Raw genomic sequence first — 18,435 nt, forward strand, 5'->3', positions numbered from 1 at the left:
GATGGGAAGGACCACACGCGCGGTGAAGGTAGGAGATCTGGTCCTGGGTGCTGGCAACCCGGTGCGGGTGCAGTCCATGACCAAGACGGACACCCGGGACGTGGATGCCACCGTGGCCCAGATCCGGCGTCTGGAGGCGGCCGGATGTGAGATCGTGCGGGTGGCGGTGCCCGACGCGGAGGCTGCCCGGGTTCTGGGGGAGATCAGGAGCCGTACAAAGCTACCCCTGGTGGCGGACATCCACTACGACTACCGCCTGGCGCTGGCGGCCCTCGATCAGGGCGTGGACAAGCTGCGCATCAATCCGGGGAACATTGGTGCCCGCTGGAAGGTGGAAGAAGTGGCCCGGGCCGCCCGCGACCGCGGGGTACCCATCCGCATAGGCGTCAATGCCGGCTCCCTGGAAAAGGAGATGGCAAGGTCATACGGCCGTACCGCGCGGGCCCTGGTGGAGAGTGCCCTCCGCCAGGCAGATGCCCTGGAGGCGGTTGGGTTTTCGGACATAGTGCTGTCCCTTAAGGCTTCGGATGTCCCCACCACGGTGGAGGCTTACCGGCAGGCGGCCGTCCGCTGCCCCTATCCCCTGCATCTGGGGTTGACCGAGGCAGGTACGGCCTGGGCGGGAGCGATCAGGTCGGCGGTGGCCATAGGGGCGCTGTTGCTGGAAGGGATCGGGGAAACCCTAAGGGTATCCCTGAATGCTGACCCCGTCCGCGAAGTGCAGGCGGCGTGGCACATCCTGCGGGCGGTGGGACTGCGGGCCCGGGGCGTGGAACTGGTTACCTGCCCCACCTGCGGGCGCTGCCAGGTGGATCTCATGACGGTGGCTTCCCGCGTCGAGGAGGCTCTGGCTGGGGTGGAAGCGCCCCTGAGAGTAGCAGTCATGGGTTGCGTGGTAAACGGTCCCGGCGAGGCGCGGGAGGCCGATGTGGGAGTGGCGGCCGGTCGGGGGCGGGCTGTGCTCTTCCGTAAGGGCAAGAGGATCCGTAACGTCCCTGCCTCGCGCATGGTGGAAGAACTCCTCGCCGAAGTACAGGCCCTGCTGGATGGCCGGCCGGAGGACTCTCACGGCATAGAGGGAGGTTCTCAGCATGGAGAAGGAGTTCGTTAAGGCCATTACACCCAGGTCACAGGATTTCTCCCAGTGGTACGTGGACGTGGTGCTCAAGGCTGAACTGGCGGATTACGCCCCCGTCAAGGGATGCATCGTATTCCGACCCTATGGCTACACCATCTGGGAGCGCATCCAGGCAGAGCTCGACCGCCGCTTCAAGGAAACCGGTCACGTGAACGCCTACTTCCCCCTCTTCGTGCCCGAGAGTTTCTTCCGCCGGGAGGCCGAGCACGTGGCCGGATTCTCCCCCCAGGTGGCGTGGGTTACCCGGGGAGGGGACGAGGATTTGGCCGAGCGGCTGGCGGTGCGCCCCACCTCGGAGACCGTCATCGGGGTCATGTACAGTAAGTGGATCCAGTCTTACCGGGACCTGCCCGTGCTCATCAACCAGTGGTGCAACGTGGTGAGGTGGGAAAAAGCCACCCGGCCCTTCATCCGCACCACCGAGTTCCTCTGGCAGGAGGGACACACCTGCCACCGCACGGCCGAAGAGGCCGAGGAAGAAGCCCTGCGCATGCTGGAAGTGTACCGCAGCTTCGTGGAGGACTTCCTCGCTATTCCCGTCATCCCCGGGGAAAAGAGTCCGGGAGAGAGATTTGCCGGGGCCGTGCGTACGTATACCATCGAAGGGCTGATGGGGGACCGGCGGGCGCTGCAATGTGCCACCTCCCATTTCTTGGGACAAAACTTCGCCCGTAGCTTCGACATCAAGTTCCTCGACGAGGACGGCCAGCTCAAGTACGTCTGGCAGACCTCCTGGGGCATTTCCACCCGTATCGTGGGAGCCCTCATCATGGTGCACGGCGACGACCGCGGTCTGGTGCTGCCGCCCCCGGTCGCGCCATACCAGGTGGTGGTGGTTCCCATCGTGGGACGGGACACGGAGCGGGTTCTGGCCGCCAGCCGGGAGGTGGCGGACCGCCTGCGCGCGCGCTTCCGGGTGAAGCTGGATGACAGGCCAGAGTTCAGCCCGGGTTGGAAGTTCAACGACTGGGAGATGCGGGGGGTGCCCCTGCGCGTAGAGGTGGGTCCCCGTGACCTGGCCGCCGATCAGGTGACGGTATCCCGGCGCGATACCGGAGAGAGGGTGGCCGTCCCTCGTTCCCGGTTGGAAGAGGGGGTGAGTGACCTGCTCGGGGAAGTGCACAGGGGGCTGTACCGGAAGGCCCTGGAGTTCCGGCAGGCCAACACCCACCAGGTAGAAGACTTCGATCGCTTCCGGGCCATCATGGAAGGAGCCCGGGGGTTCATCCGGGCATTCTGGTGTGAAAAGGCCGGGTGCGAGGAGCGCATCAAGGAGGAGACGGGAGCCACTATCAGGTGCCTGCCGTTTGGAGAGCAGGGGGAAGGTCGCTGCGTGCTGTGCGGGGAGCCGGCCCGGCAGGTGGCCTACTTTGCCCGCGCCTACTGAGCTGTGACCCGTGGCCAATGAGGGGGGCCGGGCGGTGAAGGTGGCGGCGGTGGTACCCGCCTACAACGAAGAGCGTACCATAGGCCGTGTTCTTTCCACCCTGGTTAAGTGCCGGGCCGTGGACGAGGTGGTGGTGGTTTCCGACGGTTCCACCGACGGCACCGCGGAGGTGGCGCGTTCTTTCGGGGTGCGGGTGGTGGAATTGCAACCCAACCAGGGTAAGGGGGCGGCCATGTGCGCAGGGGTGGCGGCCACCGATGCCCCGTTCATCGTGTTCCTGGATGCGGACCTGGTAGGCCTGCGGGAGGAGCACGTGACGGACCTGATCCTTCCCGTGATCCAGGGGGAGGCGGACATGACGGTGGGGACCTTCAGCGGGGGGCGACTGGCCACCGATCTGGCCCAGGCCATCACCCCTTTTCTGTCTGGCCTGCGCGCTCTGCGGCGTCAGGTATTGGAAGAGGTGCCGTCGCTCGAGGTCAGCCGTTACGGCGTGGAAGTGGCCCTGACGCGGCACGCCCGCCGCCAGCGCCTGCGGGTAAAAGAAGTCCCCCTGCCGGGGCTCACCCATGTCATGAAGGAGGAGAAGCTGGGGTTTTGGGCCGGGTTTCAGGCCCGTTTGCGCATGTACTGGGACATATTGCGCCACGGTCTGCGTGCCTAGGATGCCCCTTGTGAGCGGGAGAACTTTCGCGGTAACTTCGGGGCAGCAATAGAGGATTCTGGCCAGCCGGTGGTGAATAAGTAATGCCGGGCGCTTCACTAGCGCGAGCGAAAGTGGCGGCAGAGGTCTTCGCCGGCAGTGGGCGCACCCGCGGAAAACAGAGACGGGGGTGATTGGATGGCGGAATCCAGGACGCCGCTGCTGGACGAGCTGGAGAAGGGCCCGTGGCCCAGCTTCGTCACGGACATGAAGAAGCTCGCCCAGCGGAAGCCCGCCGTGCAGGATGCCCTGGGGCAGCTGGAGATGTCCTACCGGGACAAGAAGGGGCACTGGAAACACGGCGGCATTGTGGGAGTCAAAGGATACGGGGGAGGAGTAATCGGCAGGTATTCGGATGTCGGTGACGTTTTCCCCAACGTGGCGGAGTTCCACACCATGCGTGTGAATCAGCCCAGCGGCTGGTTCTACACCACGGAGAAGCTCCGCCGGTTGTGTGACATCTGGGAGGCCTACGGTAGCGGGCTTACCAACTTCCATGGCTCCACCGGGGACATCATCCTGCTGGGGACCACCACCCAGAACCTCCAACCCTGCTTCGATGCCCTGAGCGAGGCCGGATTTGACCTGGGTGGCTCGGGTTCCGACCTGCGTACGCCCAGCGCCTGCGTGGGTCCGGCCCGGTGCGAGTGGGCGTGTATCGACACCCTGGACGTCTGTCACGACCTGACCAACACGTTCCAGGACGAGTTGCACCGCCCCATGTGGCCATACAAGTTCAAACTCAAGATCGCCGGCTGCCCCAACGACTGCGTGGCGGCCATCGCCCGGGCCGACCTCTCCGTGATCGGTACCTGGCGGGATAGCATCCGCATTGATCAGGACGCGGTGCGGGAGTATGCCGCCGCCGGGATGGACATCTGGCGTGAAGTGGTTCACAAGTGCCCCACCGGCGCTCTTTCCTGGAATGCCGAGACGCGCGAACTGGGGCTCAAGGCGGAAGAATGCAACCGCTGCATGCACTGCATCAACACGATGCCCAAGGCCCTGCGGCCGGGACTGGAGAAGGGAGCCACCATCCTCATCGGCGGTAAGGCGACCATCCTGCAGACCGCCTTCCTTTCCTGGGTCATCGTCCCCTTTATGAAGCTGGAGCCCCCTTACGAGGAACTCAAGGATCTCCTGCGGCGCATCTGGGAATGGTGGGACGAGAACGCCAAGACCCGGGAGCGGGTGGGTGAACTGATCTACCGCAAAGGCATGCGGGAATTCCTCAAGGCGGTCGGCCTCCCGCCTGCCCCGCAGATGGTGTTTCGTCCCCGGGCCAACCCCTACTACTTCTGGTGGCCTGAGGAACTGCAGGAGCAGGGCTAGGCCTGTTCTGCTGGCAGCCTGATGATGCTTGACCTGCAAGGGGTGAGGAAAAGTGTCCCGGACTGACATAGGGCCTCCCAACTACAAGGACATGTTGCCACCCGTTATTGCGGAGAACTACGGGCGGTGGAAGTACCATGAGATCGTCCGGCCGGGGGTCTTGCGGCACGTGTCGGAAACGGGTGCAGAACTGTACACCGTTAGGGTGGGCTCTGCCCGCCTGCTCACGGTGGACAGGGTACGCGAGATATGCGACGTCGCCGACCGTTACTGCGACGGGTACCTGCGCTTCACCAGCCGGCACAACATCGAATTCCTGGTGTCGGACAAGAGCAAGCTAGAACCGCTCCTGGCCGAACTAAATGAGAAAGGGTGGCCCGTGGGCGGCACCGGCAACTCCATCAGCAACATGATCCACACCCAGGGCTGGATCCACTGCCACACGCCGGCCACCGACGGCTCGGGGATAGTAAAGGCGGTCATGGACGAACTGTACGAGTATTTCGTTGGCATGGAGCTGCCCGCCAAACTACGGATAGCCCTGGCGTGCTGCCTGAACATGTGCGGTGCCGTGCACTGCTCGGACATCGCCATGGTGGGCATCCACCGCAAGCCGCCCGTGATCGACCACGACATCGTCTCCAAGCAGTGCGAGATCCCCACCCTGGTCGCCAGTTGCCCCACGGCGGCCATCCGGCCCAACCCCAAGTTGAAGAGCGTGGAGGTCAACGAGGAGCGCTGCATGTACTGTGGGAACTGCTACACCATGTGCCCGGGCATGAAGATCGCCGACCCCGAGAACGACGGGGTGGCCATCTTCGTGGGCGGCAAGGTGTCCAACGCTCGGACCGCGCCCATGTTCTCGCGGCTGGCTATCCCCTATCTGCCCAACAACCCGCCGCGGTGGCCCGAGGTCACGGCCGCCGTCCGCAAGCTGGTGGAGGTGTGGGCCAAGAACGCGCGCAAGGGCGAGCGGTACGGGGAGTGGATCGAGCGCATAGGCTGGGAGCGGTTCTTTGAGCTGGCGGAGATTCCCTTCACCGACAAGCACATCGACGACTTCATCTTCGCTATTCCCACCTTCCGCACCGCGGCCACTTTCAAGTGGTAAGCAAGGGCCTCCCGCCCCCGAAGGGTCCCGCCGCGGGCGATGCCTCTCGCGCGCACCCGTGAGGGGGCCGCGCCCGCAAGTTAAGGAGATGGTAGCATGACCGAGCCGGCCAGCGAGGAACTGAAAGCTCGGGTGCTGGAGTACCTGGCGAAGGTGGATAAGGCCAAGAGCCACGACATCGCCCAGGCTCTGAAGGAGAAGAAGGCGCTGGTGGATGCCGCTGTGAGGGAACTGGCCCGGGAAGATCGGGTGGAATTCCTCTACATCGGCACCTCCTACGTCAAGCTCAAGGGCAAGTGAGAGGGGGAGTCAGCCCGGGGTTCTGGGCGGGCTGACTCCTTGCTGCCGGGCGCGGATGTGTCTTGGTTGCGGCGCCAGGGCGGATGTGCTATACTGGCTTTGGTGTAGTGCGGTCGCCTGGGCGCCGACGTCTTTCCGGCGCTGGTGAGTGGGTTTCACGACCCACTCTTTGCGCGTATCGGCGCGGGTGCCCAAAGCGGGTAGGTCGAGGGTCGGCCGCTCCTGCGGCAGGCCCAGTTTTTTGAGGGGGGCCTGGTCGGGGGTGAGCGGCGTGGGCGGACGGGAAGTGGAAAAGCAGGTGGAAGCCATGGCCCGCGAGGTGGCGGGTCCCATGGGGCTTTCCGTGGTGGACGTGGAGTTCTCCCGGCGCGGGAGGCGGTCGGTGCTGCGGGTGATCCTGGATAAGCCGGGGGGCATTCTGCTGGACGAGTGCGCCCGCGTGAGCGAGGAGTTGAGCCACATGCTGGACGCGGCCGATCCCATCCCGGGGACGTATGTGCTGGAGGTTTCCTCACCCGGGCTGGACCGGGTACTGCGCAGGGATGAGGAGTTCTGGCTTTTCCGGGGACGTCGGGTGGCAGTACACACCTACGTTCCCGTGCAGGGGCAGAAGCGCCTGGAAGGTACCCTCCTGGGCCTGGAAGAGGGCGGGGTTCATCTGGAAGTCGACGGACAGGAGGTGCTGGTTCCCCGCCAGCAGGTGGCCAAGGTGCACCTGGTGGCAGAGATCTGAGGAGGGCGCGATGTGAACGGTGAATTGGTGACTGCGCTGGAACAACTCGAGAGAGAACGCGGGGTGCCCAAGGAGAAGCTCACGGAGGCCATAGAAGCGGCCCTGATTTCAGCATACCGCCGGAACTTCGGCACGGGGCAGAACGTGAGGGTGGAAGTGGATCCGCGCACCGGCGCCATAAAGGTTTTTGCCCGCCGCCAGGTGGTCGAGAAGGTAGCGGACCCGCGCCAGGAGGTGGCCCTTGAGGAGGCCCGGGCCATCAATCCCGGTTACGCGGTGGGCGACATCATCGAGCACGAGGTGACCCCCCGCGAATTCGGTCGCATTGCCGCCCAGACCGCCAAGCAGGTGGTATTGCAGAAGATCCGGGAAGCGGAACGGGGTCTCATTTACGAGGAGTTCGCCAGTCGTGAAGGAGACATCGTGACGGGCATAGTGCACCGGCACGAGTACCGCAACGTAATGGTAGACTTGGGCAGGACCGAGGGCATGTTGCCCCCCTCGGAGCAGATACCGGGAGAGGTTTACCGCCAGGGGGATCGCTTGAAGTGCTACGTGCTGGAGGTACGAAAAACCACCAGAGGACCGCAGATCATCCTTTCCCGCACCCATCCCGGTCTTCTCAAGAGGCTGTTCGAACTGGAGGTTCCCGAAATCCACGATGGCATCGTGGAGATCAAGGGCATCGCCCGCGAGCCGGGTTCCCGGTCCAAGGTGGCAGTGTACACCCGTGACCCCGATGTGGATGCCATCGGTGCCTGCGTCGGGCCGAAGGGGATGAGGGTGCAGGCCATCGTCAACGAGTTGAGGGGCGAGAAGCTGGACATCATTCGCTGGGACGTCGACCCTGAGATTTACGTGGCCAACGCCCTCAGCCCGGCCCGGGCCATCCGCGTGTACTGCGACGAGGATACCCGCGTGGCCCGCGTGATCGTCCCCGACTTCCAGCTTTCCCTTGCCATAGGCCGGGAGGGACAGAATGCCCGGCTGGCAGCCAAGCTCACGGGCTGGAAGGTGGACATCAAAGGTGAGTCCCAGGCCCAGGGGGTGAGTGAGTGAAGCGCCGCCACGTCCCCATGCGCATGTGCGTGGGTTGCCAGGCGATGAAGCCCAAGCGGGAGATGCTGCGCATCGTGCGCACTCCCGACGGCGAGATCCTGCTGGATCCCACGGGAAAGAAGTCGGGGCGGGGGGCCTACGTGTGTCCCGATCAAGCTTGTCTGGATAAGGCGGTCAAGGCCAGAAGGTTGGAGAAAGCCCTGGGCAAGGAATTGTCTTCTGAAATACTGGGTGCCCTGCGCCGCCAGGTGGGCGGCGACTCCGGGCCAGGTGGTCCCTGCTGAAGTCCCTGGGCCTGGTTGAATTTTCGGAGGTGTATGGATGCGAGTTTACGAACTGGCCAAACAACTGAACGTGGATTCCAAGATCATCCTTAACGTCCTGCAACACCTGGATATAGATGCCCGCAACCACATGAGTACCATGGACGAAGCTACCACCCAACTGGTGACGGACATCATCGAGGGCCGGGTGCCCCTTGAGCGTAAGGACAAACCGAAGCCGAAGGCGCCCCGGCCCAAACCGGTGACGCGGGTGGTCTCGGCTCCGCCGCCGCCCGAGCCCAAGGTTGTGGCCGTCGGTCCTCAGAGGGGCAAGGGCAGGCGCGAGGAGCGCCCGGAGGAGCACGGGAAGGAACCGGCGAAGCAGTGGGAGCTCGCCCCAGGCGCGGCCGTCCGTCCCGTATTTCGCCAGGCTGTGACACCCCCCGCTCCGCCCGTCCCGCCCGGAGTCACGCGGCCCCTCCCCGGTGCTGTGGCCCGGCCCGGACCCGGTCCTGCTGCCAGGCCGGCAGCGGCTGCACCAGCGGCAGCCAGGCCGGCCCCCGCGGCTCCGGAGGGGCGGGCAGAGGCGCCGCCCCGTCCCGGGGAGGGCCAGCCGGCGGCGCAGGCGCCTGGCGCGGCTGTAGCCCGCGCAGGCGAGCCTGCTCGCCCCGGGGTGGAAACCCCGGCGGCTGCCGTCCGCCCCGCTAAGGCGCCTGAGGCAGCGGAAGCGCGGGTTGCTGCTGCTCCGGCCCAGGGACGGGTTGCCCCGGCCGAGACCGTTTCTCGTTCCGCCGAGGCCCGGGTGGCTCCGGCTGATGCTGCGGCCGGTCCCGCGGATGCTCGAGTAGCTGGGGCGGAGACCGCGGCGCCACGGGCGGAAGCGGCTCGCGTTGAGACGGCCACCCGTCCTGCTGAGGCGCGTGTGGCTCCGGCGGAAACCGGAGCCCGTCCGGCCGAGGCCCCGCAGCGTCCCCAGGCTCCCGCGGTGAGGCCGGTGGCTCCCACGTGGCGCCAGGGCGCGGGCACTCCGGTAAGGCAACGGGAAGAGGACCGACGCGGGTTTGAACGGCCCCCCGAGAGCCGACCCGGAGGATGGGGTCGCCCCGCCGGCGCGCCGGGGCGTCCCGGAGCAGGTGCGGGGCGTCCCGGACCAGGTCCGGGGCGTCCCGGAGCAGGTCCAGGGCGTCCGGGAGGGGGTCGTCCGGCTCCGGGGGGTCGGCCGGGGACGGGGATGCGGCCCGGGTGGCGGGCAGCGCCGCCTTCACCCATGGCGCCTCCCAAGCCCGCCGCTAAGCCGGGCAAGAAGGCACCTCCCCGGCGGGTGGAGCCCTGGGAGCACGAGGAGGAAGAAGAAGGCGTACGCCGCCTGGCGCGCTATCACCGTCCGGCCCCTGCTCGGGTGGAGCGGAAGCCGGTGGTGGCCAAGAAAGTGACCATACTCGGTCCCCTGACCGTGAAGGAACTGGCCGAGAAGTTGAACGTGCCGGCAGCGGACGTCATCAAGAAGCTGCTTGAAATGGGAGTGCTGGCCACCATAAACCAGGAACTGGACCGAGAGACCGCTATGATCGTGGCCAGCGAATTCGGTGCTGAGGTCAAGGAGCCGGAGGTCACCCAGGAACAGCTGTTGGTCGAAGACCGCGAGGAAACAGAAGGGGAAGACGAGGCCCTGCTCAGGCCCCGTCCCCCCGTGGTCACGGTGATGGGTCACGTTGACCACGGCAAGACCTCGCTCCTGGATGCCATCCGCCACACGCGGGTCACCGATCAGGAAGCCGGAGGGATCACGCAGCACATCGGTGCTTATACCGTAGAGTGGAATGGACGACAGGTCGTGTTCATCGATACTCCCGGGCACGAGGCGTTCACCGCCATGCGTGCCCGCGGGGCGAAGGTCACGGACATCGCCGTCCTGGTGGTGGCCGCCGACGACGGGGTCATGCCCCAGACCGTGGAGGCCATCAGTCACGCCCGTGCGGCGGGCGTGCCCATCGTGGTCGCCATCAACAAGATCGATCGGGCCGATGCCCGTCCCGACCGGGTCAAGCAGCAGCTGTCCGAGCACGGCCTGATCCCGGAAGACTGGGGCGGAGACGTGGTCATGGTCCCGGTGTCCGCCCGCACCGGCGAGAACCTGGACCGGCTGCTGGAGATGATCTTGCTGGTGGCCGACCTGCAGGATCTGAAGGCCAACCCCGACCGGCCGGCCCGGGGCACCATCATCGAGGCTAAGCTGGACCGGGGCCGGGGACCGGTGGGCACCGTCATCGTACAGGCTGGTACCCTGCGTACAGGGGATGTCTTCGTGGCCGGTCTCACCTGGGGCAAGGTGAGGGCCATGACCGACGACCGCGGGCGGCAGGTGAAGGAAGCCGGTCCCTCCATGCCGGTGGAGGTGATCGGGTTCGAAGAGGTACCTCTGGCCGGGGATATCCTGCGGGTGGTTCCGGACGAGCACGTCGCCCGCAGCGTGGCCGAACAGCGGCAGCTGCGCCACCGCGCCGAAGAGCAGCAGACACGTCGGGTGGGCCTGGAGGACTTCATGCGCCAGGCCAGGGCGGGCGAGGTTCAGGAGCTGCGCCTGATCATCAAGGCGGACGTCCAGGGGTCCGTGGAGGCCCTGCGTCAGGCCCTGCAGAAGCTGGAGCACCCCGAGGTGCGCGTGGTGATCCTCCACGAGGGCGTGGGCGCCATCTCCGAGTCGGACATCATGCTTGCCTCCGCGTCCGGTGCCATTGTGGTCGGGTTCAACGTGCGTCCGGACGTCAATGCCCGCCGGGCTGCCGAGCAGGAAGGCGTGGAGGTACGCACCTACCGGATCATCTACGAACTGCTGGACGATGTGCGGGCGGCCATGCGGGGGCTGCTCAAACCCACCCTGCGGGAGATCCCCCTGGGTCGGGCCCAGGTGCGCGCCACCTTCCACGTCCCCAAGGTGGGGAATGTGGCCGGGTGCTACGTTACCGAGGGCAAGGTCGTACGGGGTGCCCAGGTGCGGGTGGTGCGCGACGGTACCGTGGTACACGAGAGCCGCATCGACTCCCTGAAGAGGTTCAAGGAGGATGTCCGGGAGGTTCCCGCCGGCATGGAATGCGGCATCTTCATCGAGCGCTTCCAGGATGTCAAGGAGGGAGACGAACTGGAAGTGTACACGGTGGAGGAGGTACGCCCCGAGCTTTGAGGGGTGAGGGTTACAGCGCTACCCCCCGCACGGTGAAGAGCTGCCGTGGCACGCCCCGCGCGCCAGGGGGTGAGGGTAGTGGTGGTGGGAGTAGTCCGCCTGGAACTGGCCCTGCCTGGCAACGGCTGTCTCAAGGACAAGCGTAGGGTGATAAAGAGCCTGGTGGATAGGCTGCGCCACCGTTTCAACGTTTCCGTGGCCGAAGTCGGCCACCAGGACGCCCACCAGCGCGCCACGGTGGCCGTGGCCTGCGTGTCGGGGGACCGCACGGTGTGCGGCCAGGTTCTGGACGCGGTGGTGCGGGTGGTGGACGCCTCGGGAGTCCTGCTTCAGGACTACGAGGTGGAATTCTACTAGACGGAGGAGGGACTCGTGGCGGGGACGCGGCAGGAGAGAGTATCCGAAGTCTTACGGGAAGAGATATCCGCTCTGCTCTCTGAACTGAAGGACCCCCGGGTGGGGTTTGCCTCCATCACGCGGGTGGAGATGTCCAGCGATCTGCGTCACGCCCGCGTGTACGTGTCGGTCCTGGGTGACGAAGCCCAGAAGAAGGCCACCATGGAGGGTCTGCGCAGCGCCACCGGGTTCATCCGGTCCGAAGTGGGGCGCCGGGTCCGGCTGTTCCGTACCCCGGAGATTGCTTTCCACCTGGATGAATCCCTGGAGAAGGGGGCCAGGGTGCTGAAGCTGATCGAGGACGTCGGGCGGTCACGACCGGGCGCGGGTGACGGTGCCGGGACGCGGGGTGAGAGCGGCATCGGTGCCTGTGGTGGTGGCGATGCCGGTGTCGGGGAGGAAGGGCATGGGTAAGGAGCCGGCCGCCGCCGAGGTGGCGCGGGTGCTGGCGTCGGGGCGGCGTTTTCTTTTGCCCCTTCACCTTGCTCCCGACGGAGACAGCGTGGGATCGGTGCTGGGACTGGCCCTGCTTCTGGACCGCCTGGGAGTGGAGACGGTGGTCAGTTACGAGCGGGACCCCCTTCCCCCGGTGTATGGTTTCCTGCCCGGCAGCGATCGGGTGGTGCCCCTGGACCGGGTGGCGGGAGAGTTTTCGGGGGCGGTGTTCCTGGACATGACCGACCCGGGGCGGGCGGGGGAGAAGACCCGGGAGTACGTGGCGGATCTCCCCCTGGTGAACGTGGACCATCATCCCACCAACAGCGGGTTCGGCCGGGTGCGTTTTCTGGACCCGGAGGCACCCGCGGTGGGGGAGATGATCATTTCCATCGCCGATTGCCTGGGGGTACCCATCGGGCCCGAGGTGGCCACCTGCCTTTATGTGGCCCTCATGACCGATACGGGGTCGTTCCAGTACGACAACACCACTCCCCGCGCTTTCCGGGCTGCTGCCCGCCTGGTGGAGGCGGGGGCAAGCCCCCCGGAAGTCTCGCGGCACGTCTACGAGACCCGTTCCCCGGCCTCTCTGCGTCTGGCCCACCTGGTCCTGGGGACGTTGACCGTGGAACAGGGGGGCCGGGTAGCCCATGTCACCCTGACGCGGGACATGCTGGCCCGCACCGGTGCTACCCTGGCCGACAGCGACGGCCTCATCAACTATCCCCGGTCCGTGGCCGGGGTGGAGGTGGCCATCCTCTTCCGGGAGGAGGAGGATGGCCGGGTCAAGGTGGGGTTCCGCTCCCGCCACGTGGACGTGGGCGAGCTGGCGGCTTCGCTGGGCGGGGGTGGTCATGCCCGCGCTTCCGGGTGCCTGCTGGAAGGCCCCGTGGAGGCGGCCAGGGCCCTGGTGCTCTCCCGGTTGAGGACGGTGCTGGGATGAGGGGCCGGTCCGCAGGGTGGCACCATGCAGGCGGGGCGGAGGTCGAAGGGGGTGTGATCAACGTGCTCAAGCCCCCGGGGATGACCTCCCACGACGTGGTGGCGTGCCTGCGCCGTTGGCTGGGGATCAGGGCGGGGCACGGCGGGACTCTGGACCCGGGGGCGGCGGGGGTGCTGGTGGTGGCTCTGGGGAGGGGCACCCGCCTTTTGCACTTTGTTCTGGAGGGGACCAAGGAGTATCGGGCGGAAGCGGTGCTGGGGGCCCGGACCGCCACGGGTGACAGCTCCTCTCCCGCGGAACCGGGCGGTGATGCCTCTTTCCTGGATAGGATCCGGGTGGAGCAGGCGGTGGCGTCCCTCACGGGAGAATTGGAGCAGGTACCCCCCATGACTTCGGCCCTGAAGTACGAGGGTGAGCCGCTGTACCGGCTGGCCCGGCGGGGGCAGGAGGTCCCCCGTCCGTCCCGGCGGGTGACGGTATTCGCTGCCCGGGTGGTGGAATTCCAGCCCGGCGTGCGGGCCCGGGTGGTGATCGATCTCACCTGCTCGCACGGCACATACGTCCGCACCTGGTGCCAGGCCCTGGGGGATGCCCTGGGGGTGGGGGGATACATGGGATTCCTGGTGCGCACGGGGGTGGGTGTTTTCCGCCTGGGAGATGCCCTCCTGCTGGAGGAAATCCGGGCCCACCCGTGGGAGGGCGTGCAGCCCATGGTGCGGATGGTAGAACACCTTCCCGCCGTCCACATGCGGGGTGGGCGGGAAAAGGTGGCGGCCGGGCACGTTCCACCGGCCTTCCTGGACGTACCCGCGCGGGGGGGGTTGTCCCCGGGTCAGACCGTGCGGGTGATGGGGCCGGAGGGTGACCTGTGGGCCATCGCCCGCTGGGTGGGTGGTAAGAGGGTTCTGGCTCTGGAAACGGTGCTGGTCGGGGTGAACTGACAGGTGCAATGTCATGAATTTTCGCTGGCGAATCCGCTTGTCTGCTCGGGCGAACTGGCGGTGGCGGTGGGCACCTTTGACGGGGTGCACCTCGGGCACCAGCGCCTGATCCGACGCCTGGTGGCAGGGGCCAGGAAGGAGAGGCTGCCGGCAGCCGTCCTCACCTTCGAACCCCATCCCCTCGAGGTTCTGCGCCCCGGTAACGGCCCCCGGCGGTTGACCCTTCCCGAAGAAAAGGCCGCTATCCTGGCCACCCTGGGGGTAGACCTTCTGCTGGTGATGAGGTTTGACCGGCAGCTGGCCGCGATGAGCCCCGCAGATTTCGCGCGCGAGGTGCTGGAAGGCATGCTGAGGGCGCGCAGGGTGCACGTGGGTTTCAGCTTCTCCTTCGGACGGGAAGGCCTGGGTACTCCCGCCGACCTCCTGAGGTGGGGTGAGGAGCGGGGCGCAAGGGTTGAGGTTTTCCCACCGGTGCGGGTGCGGGGGCGGGTGGTGTCTTCCACGGCCATCCGGGAAGCAGTGATGCAGGGGGCGGTGGCCCGGGCCCGCACGATGCTGGGGCGGCCCTACGGGGTGACGGGCCGGGTGGTGCGCGGTGACGGGCGGGGACGCGGCCTGGGGTACCCGACGGCTAACGTGGAGTGTGATCCCCGGAAAGTGATGCCTGCTCCCGGCGTGTACGCCGTGTGGGTGAATGCTACCTTGCCCGGGGTGGCCAACTTTGGGAGGCGTCCCACCTTCGGGGGGGGAGAGGCGCGGCTAGAAGTGTATTTGCCCGGGATCGACCGGGATCTGTACGGGGAGCCGATTGAGGTAGCCTTCTGGAGACGCCTGCGGGGAGAGCGGTGTTTTCCGGATCCTGCTGCCCTGGCCCGGCAACTGGAGGTTGACAGCCGGCGTGCCCTGGCTGCCCTGCGCGTTTACAGCAGGGGGGTGGTGTGCTACAATCGATCTGGTTGAACCTGCACGCGGCGGTCCGAGACTCCGGCGGCCGGCTGGGTGCAGGGGATGTCCCGGGAAGGAGGAGGCCGTAGTGACCCTGGCGCGAGAAAAGAAGCAATCGATCATATCGGAATACCGCCGGCACGAGAAGGATACGGGGTCGCCGGAAGTGCAGATCGCCCTGCTCACCGAACGTATCTCCGAACTCACCGAGCACCTGAAGGAACACCGCCACGACTACCACAGCCGGCGGGGCCTGCTCAAGATGGTGGGGCACAGGCGCAATCTGCTCAGGTACCTCAAAGAGACCGACATCCAACGATACAGAGCCCTGGTTGAGAGACTCGGCATCCGGGGTTGAAGGAGCGGGCGGGAGGCCCGCCCTTCGTTTGAGGAACCCCAGGGGGTAAACCCCAGGGGAAGGGAGGAATGGTATTGAGCGAAGCTGCCCTTGAGCACATGCCAGCAGCCTGGGAGCCGGAGGGCTTCCGGTGTTTCGAGATGGATTTCGCCGGTCGTCCCCTGCGTATTGAAGTGGGGAAGATGGCCAGGCAGGCAGGCGGCGCCTGCCTGGTGCGTTACGGGGAGACCGCCGTGCTGGTGACCGCCACTGCCTCCCCGGAGCCGCGGGAAGGGGTCGACTTCCTGCCCCTCACTGTGGATTACGAGGAGCGGCTGTACGCGGTAGGCCGCATCCCCGGTAGCTGGCACCGCAGGGAGGGTCGTCCCAGCACGCGGGCCGTCCTGAGCGGGCGGCTGATCGACCGCCCCATCCGGCCCCTGTTCCCGGAGGGCCTTCGTAATGACGTGCAGGTAATTGTCACCGTGCTCTCCGTTGACCACGACCACTCTCCTGAAGTCTGCGGGCTGGTGGGTGCGTCGGCGGCCCTGAGCATCTCGGATATCCCCTGGAACGGCCCGGTGGGGGCATGTGAGGTGGGACTGGTTGACGGCCGGGTGGTGTTGAACCCCAACCAGAGCCAGCATGCAGTTTCGCCGCTGGGCCTGGTGGTGGCGGGTACCGAGGAAGCGGTGATCATGGTGGAGGCGGGCGCCCGCGAAGTTCACGAGGAAGATGTGCTGCGCGCGATCGCCGCCGGCCACGAAGAATGCCGCCGGGTGTGCCGGTTCATCGCCGACCTGGCCCGGGAGGTGGGCAAGCCCAAGCGGGAATTCCCCCTGTTCCTGCCCGATCCCGAACTCGAGCGCAGGGTGAGGGAGTATGCCACCCCCCTTGTCTCAGAGTTGCTCGGGTATGCGGATAAGACCGAGCGGGAGAAGGCGAGCGCGGAACTGCAAGCCCGGGTAGTGGAACATTTTTCCGCCGAGTACCCGGAGGGTGCTGCACTGATCGCGGTGGTGCTCAAGAAGATCCTCAAGGAAGAGATGCGCCGCCAGATCATCGAGCATGGGGTAAGGCCTGACGGGCGCCGCCCGGACGAAATCAGGCCGGTCTGGTGCCAGGTGGGCCTGCTCCCGCGGGTGCATGGCTCCGGGCTGTTCACGCGCGGCCAGACGCAGGTCCTCACCGTGGCTACCCTGGGGGCAGTGGGTGACGTGCAACTCCTGGACGACACCGGTGAGGAAGAGGAAAAGCGCTTCATGCACCATTACAACTTCCCGCCTTATTCCACCGGCGAGACCAGGCCCCTGCGGGGGCCGGGCCGGCGGGAAATCGGGCACGGTGCCCTGGCCGAAAGGGCACTTGAGGCGGTCATCCCCGCCGAGGACGTCTTCCCCTACACATTGCGCTTGGTGTCGGAAGTCCTGGAGTCCAACGGGTCCACCTCCATGGCGTCCGTGTGCGGCAGTACCCTGGCCCTCATGGATGCAGGGGTGCCCATTTCCGCGCCCGTGAGCGGGGTGGCCATGGGCCTGATCAAGGAAGGCGACCGGGTGGTGGTCCTGAGCGATATCCAGGGTATGGAGGATGCCCTGGGAGACATGGACTTCAAGGTGGCCGGCACCACGAAGGGGATAACGGCCCTGCAGATGGACATCAAGATCCCGGGGGTGACCGTTGACATCCTGCGCCGGGCCCTGGAGCAAGCGCGGCGTGGCAGGTTGTACATCCTGGAGCGCATGCTGGAGGTACTGCCCGCGCCGCGTCGTGAACTCAGTCGCTGGGCTCCCCGCATCCTGAGCATCACCATCCACCCCGACCGCATCCGCGACGTCATCGGGCCGGGCGGCAAGACCATCAACCGCATCATCGCGGAGACGGGCACCAAGATCGACGTGGAATCCGACGGGCGCGTTTTCGTGGCGGGCCCCGCCGAGGGTGCCGAGAAGGCCCTGGACATGATCAGGGCCCTTACCGCCGAGCCGGAACTGGGGCAGATCTACCGGGGTAAGGTCACCCGCATTACCAGCTTTGGTGCCTTCGTGGAGATCCTGCCCGGCAAGGAGGGCCTGGTGCACATCTCCGAGCTCTCCGACCGTCGGGTGAACCGGGTGGAGGACGTGGTGAACGTGGGCGACGAGGTGCTGGTGAAGCTCACGGAGATCGACCGCATGGGGCGCATCAACCTCTCCCGCCGGCAGGCCCTGCTGGCTGAGCAGGCCCGGCGCGGGGATGACCAGCTTCGTAATCGGGAACAGCATTCCCCAGCACACCGTCCCGGCCGCGGTCAGGAAAGGCGGTGAGCCCCCGTGGCGCGCGTGCGTCTGGGGGCCCACCTTTCCATCGGGGGAGGCTGGGCCCGGCTGATCGCCGACGCCACCGCCCTGGGTTGTGAAACTGCGCAGGTGTTCTCTCGCAGCCCCCGTGGGGGCAAGGCACGACCCCTGGGGGAAGCGGAAGTCTCTGTCCTGAGGGAAGGGCTGGCCGGGGCGGGGGTCGCCCCCCTCATCGTACATACCCCCTACCTGGTGAACATAGCGGCGCCCGAAGAGAGTAAGTGGGAGTACGCCGTGGAAGTGCTGGCCGAGGATCTGGGGCGGGCCGCCCTCCTGGGTGCCCCCTGGGTGGTGGTGCATATGGGCCACGCGCGGCAACTGCCCCTTGAGGAAGGCCTGCTCCGGTGCGTCCGCGCCCTCGACCTCGCCTTTGAACGGGCCGGTGAGGCCGGAGAAGGGGTTACCCTCCTGCTGGAAAACACGGCGGGAGGGCTGGGGGAGAGCGTGGAGGCCATGGCGTGGGTGATATCCCGGGCCCGCCACGGGGAGCGTCTGGGGGTGTGCCTGGATACCTGCCATGCCTTCGCCGCCGGCTATGACCTCCGCACTCCCACGGGGCAGGAGGCATTTCTGGGCAAAGTACGCCGGTTTATGGGCTCGGATCGGGTGAAGGTGTGGCACTTCAACGACTCGGCAGGTGCCTGCGGGTCTCACCTGGACCGGCACGAGCACGTGGGCGAAGGGCAGATGGGGCGGGACGCATTCGGGCTCCTGCTGGGCCAGCCCGAGGTGGATGGCCGGCCGGTAATCCTGGAAACACCGGTGAAGACCCCCGAAGGCTACCGCCCTGACCTGGCCGTCCTGAGAGAACTGCGCGAGAAAGCGGCGAGGAAGTGGTAGTGGTAGGGAAACCGGCCGGATGCGACTCGGGGGTGTCACCGGGAGGGTTGCA

Annotated in this window: 18 protein-coding genes; all 18 read left to right on the plus strand. The window is 66.6% G+C overall.

The window, feature by feature from the left end:
• The first annotated feature begins 1 nt into the window (after position 1).
• The 18 genes from ispG to AB1446_06125 all read left to right on the plus strand — a co-directional run bounded on the left by ispG (position 2) and on the right by AB1446_06125 (position 18,383).
• Positions 2-1,111, plus strand: a complete 1,110-nt coding sequence (ispG, locus tag AB1446_06040) for a flavodoxin-dependent (E)-4-hydroxy-3-methylbut-2-enyl-diphosphate synthase (protein MEW6546463.1) — start codon at positions 2-4, stop codon at positions 1,109-1,111.
• Positions 1,092-2,525 carry a proline--tRNA ligase gene (proS, locus tag AB1446_06045; GenBank protein MEW6546464.1) on the plus strand — a complete coding sequence of 478 codons (1,434 nt, stop codon included), beginning with the start codon at positions 1,092-1,094 and terminating at the stop codon, positions 2,523-2,525. Before ispG ends, proS begins: the two co-directional genes overlap by 20 nt.
• A gap of 34 nt (positions 2,526-2,559) precedes the next feature.
• The gene (locus tag AB1446_06050; GenBank protein MEW6546465.1) at positions 2,560-3,189 is read left to right on the plus strand and encodes a glycosyltransferase family 2 protein; all 630 of its coding nucleotides are present in this window, start codon (positions 2,560-2,562) and stop codon (positions 3,187-3,189) included.
• A gap of 177 nt (positions 3,190-3,366) precedes the next feature.
• Positions 3,367-4,560: a dissimilatory-type sulfite reductase subunit alpha gene (dsrA, locus tag AB1446_06055; protein MEW6546466.1), complete on the plus strand. Its 1,194-nt coding sequence runs from the start codon at positions 3,367-3,369 to the stop codon at positions 4,558-4,560.
• Positions 4,561-4,612: 52 nt separating this feature from the next.
• The gene (dsrB, locus tag AB1446_06060) at positions 4,613-5,671 is read left to right on the plus strand and encodes a dissimilatory-type sulfite reductase subunit beta (GenBank protein ID MEW6546467.1); all 1,059 of its coding nucleotides are present in this window, start codon (positions 4,613-4,615) and stop codon (positions 5,669-5,671) included.
• Positions 5,672-5,767: 96 nt separating this feature from the next.
• The gene (locus AB1446_06065; GenBank protein MEW6546468.1) at positions 5,768-5,971 is read left to right on the plus strand and encodes a hypothetical protein; all 204 of its coding nucleotides are present in this window, start codon (positions 5,768-5,770) and stop codon (positions 5,969-5,971) included.
• Positions 5,972-6,242: 271 nt separating this feature from the next.
• A complete protein-coding gene (rimP, locus tag AB1446_06070) occupies positions 6,243-6,704 on the plus strand; it encodes a ribosome maturation factor RimP (protein MEW6546469.1) in 462 nt (153 codons plus the stop codon).
• A 12-nt stretch (positions 6,705-6,716) separates the two neighbouring features.
• Positions 6,717-7,763 (plus strand): transcription termination factor NusA, encoded by a 1,047-nt coding sequence (gene nusA / locus AB1446_06075; GenBank protein ID MEW6546470.1) that lies wholly within the window; start codon positions 6,717-6,719, stop codon positions 7,761-7,763.
• A complete protein-coding gene (locus AB1446_06080; protein MEW6546471.1) occupies positions 7,760-8,047 on the plus strand; it encodes a YlxR family protein in 288 nt (95 codons plus the stop codon). Before nusA ends, AB1446_06080 begins: the two co-directional genes overlap by 4 nt.
• Positions 8,048-8,084: 37 nt before the next feature.
• Positions 8,085-11,207, plus strand: a complete 3,123-nt coding sequence (infB, locus tag AB1446_06085; GenBank protein MEW6546472.1) for a translation initiation factor IF-2 — start codon at positions 8,085-8,087, stop codon at positions 11,205-11,207.
• Between the two features lie 45 nt (positions 11,208-11,252).
• Positions 11,253-11,564, plus strand: coding sequence for a DUF503 domain-containing protein (locus AB1446_06090; protein MEW6546473.1), 312 nt, complete (start codon positions 11,253-11,255; stop codon positions 11,562-11,564).
• Positions 11,565-11,579: 15 nt separating this feature from the next.
• Positions 11,580-12,017: a 30S ribosome-binding factor RbfA gene (rbfA, locus tag AB1446_06095; protein ID MEW6546474.1), complete on the plus strand. Its 438-nt coding sequence runs from the start codon at positions 11,580-11,582 to the stop codon at positions 12,015-12,017.
• A complete protein-coding gene (locus AB1446_06100; GenBank protein ID MEW6546475.1) occupies positions 12,010-12,981 on the plus strand; it encodes a bifunctional oligoribonuclease/PAP phosphatase NrnA in 972 nt (323 codons plus the stop codon). The genes rbfA and AB1446_06100 overlap by 8 nt, the downstream gene beginning before the upstream one ends.
• 53 nt (positions 12,982-13,034) lie before the next feature.
• Entirely contained in the window at positions 13,035-13,922 is an 888-nt protein-coding gene (gene truB / locus AB1446_06105; GenBank protein ID MEW6546476.1) for a tRNA pseudouridine(55) synthase TruB, read from the plus strand.
• 3 nt (positions 13,923-13,925) lie between these two features.
• The gene (locus AB1446_06110; GenBank protein ID MEW6546477.1) at positions 13,926-14,882 is read left to right on the plus strand and encodes a bifunctional riboflavin kinase/FAD synthetase; all 957 of its coding nucleotides are present in this window, start codon (positions 13,926-13,928) and stop codon (positions 14,880-14,882) included.
• A gap of 73 nt (positions 14,883-14,955) precedes the next feature.
• On the plus strand, positions 14,956-15,225 hold the full coding sequence (gene rpsO, locus AB1446_06115; GenBank protein MEW6546478.1) for a 30S ribosomal protein S15: 270 nt from the start codon (positions 14,956-14,958) through the stop codon (positions 15,223-15,225).
• Between the two features lie 98 nt (positions 15,226-15,323).
• Positions 15,324-17,510: a polyribonucleotide nucleotidyltransferase gene (pnp, locus tag AB1446_06120; protein MEW6546479.1), complete on the plus strand. Its 2,187-nt coding sequence runs from the start codon at positions 15,324-15,326 to the stop codon at positions 17,508-17,510.
• Between the two features lie 6 nt (positions 17,511-17,516).
• Entirely contained in the window at positions 17,517-18,383 is an 867-nt protein-coding gene (locus AB1446_06125) for a deoxyribonuclease IV (protein ID MEW6546480.1), read from the plus strand.
• Positions 18,384-18,435 lie beyond the last annotated feature (52 nt).

The sequence above is a fragment of the Bacillota bacterium genome, from assembly GCA_040757085.1.
In the GTDB taxonomy this organism is placed as follows: domain Bacteria; phylum Bacillota; class Sulfobacillia; order JACIYH01; family JACIYH01; genus JACIYH01.

Coding starts and splice junctions, on each gene's coding strand:
- ispG (MEW6546463.1), top strand. CDS start 2: ATGGGAAGGACCACACGCGCGGTGAAGGTAGGAGATCTGGTCCTGGGT.
- proS (MEW6546464.1), top strand. CDS start 1,092: ATGGAGAAGGAGTTCGTTAAGGCCATTACACCCAGGTCACAGGATTTC.
- dsrA (MEW6546466.1), top strand. CDS start 3,367: ATGGCGGAATCCAGGACGCCGCTGCTGGACGAGCTGGAGAAGGGCCCG.
- AB1446_06065 (MEW6546468.1), top strand. CDS start 5,768: ATGACCGAGCCGGCCAGCGAGGAACTGAAAGCTCGGGTGCTGGAGTAC.
- infB (MEW6546472.1), top strand. CDS start 8,085: ATGCGAGTTTACGAACTGGCCAAACAACTGAACGTGGATTCCAAGATC.
- AB1446_06100 (MEW6546475.1), top strand. CDS start 12,010: ATGGGTAAGGAGCCGGCCGCCGCCGAGGTGGCGCGGGTGCTGGCGTCG.
- pnp (MEW6546479.1), top strand. CDS start 15,324: ATGCCAGCAGCCTGGGAGCCGGAGGGCTTCCGGTGTTTCGAGATGGAT.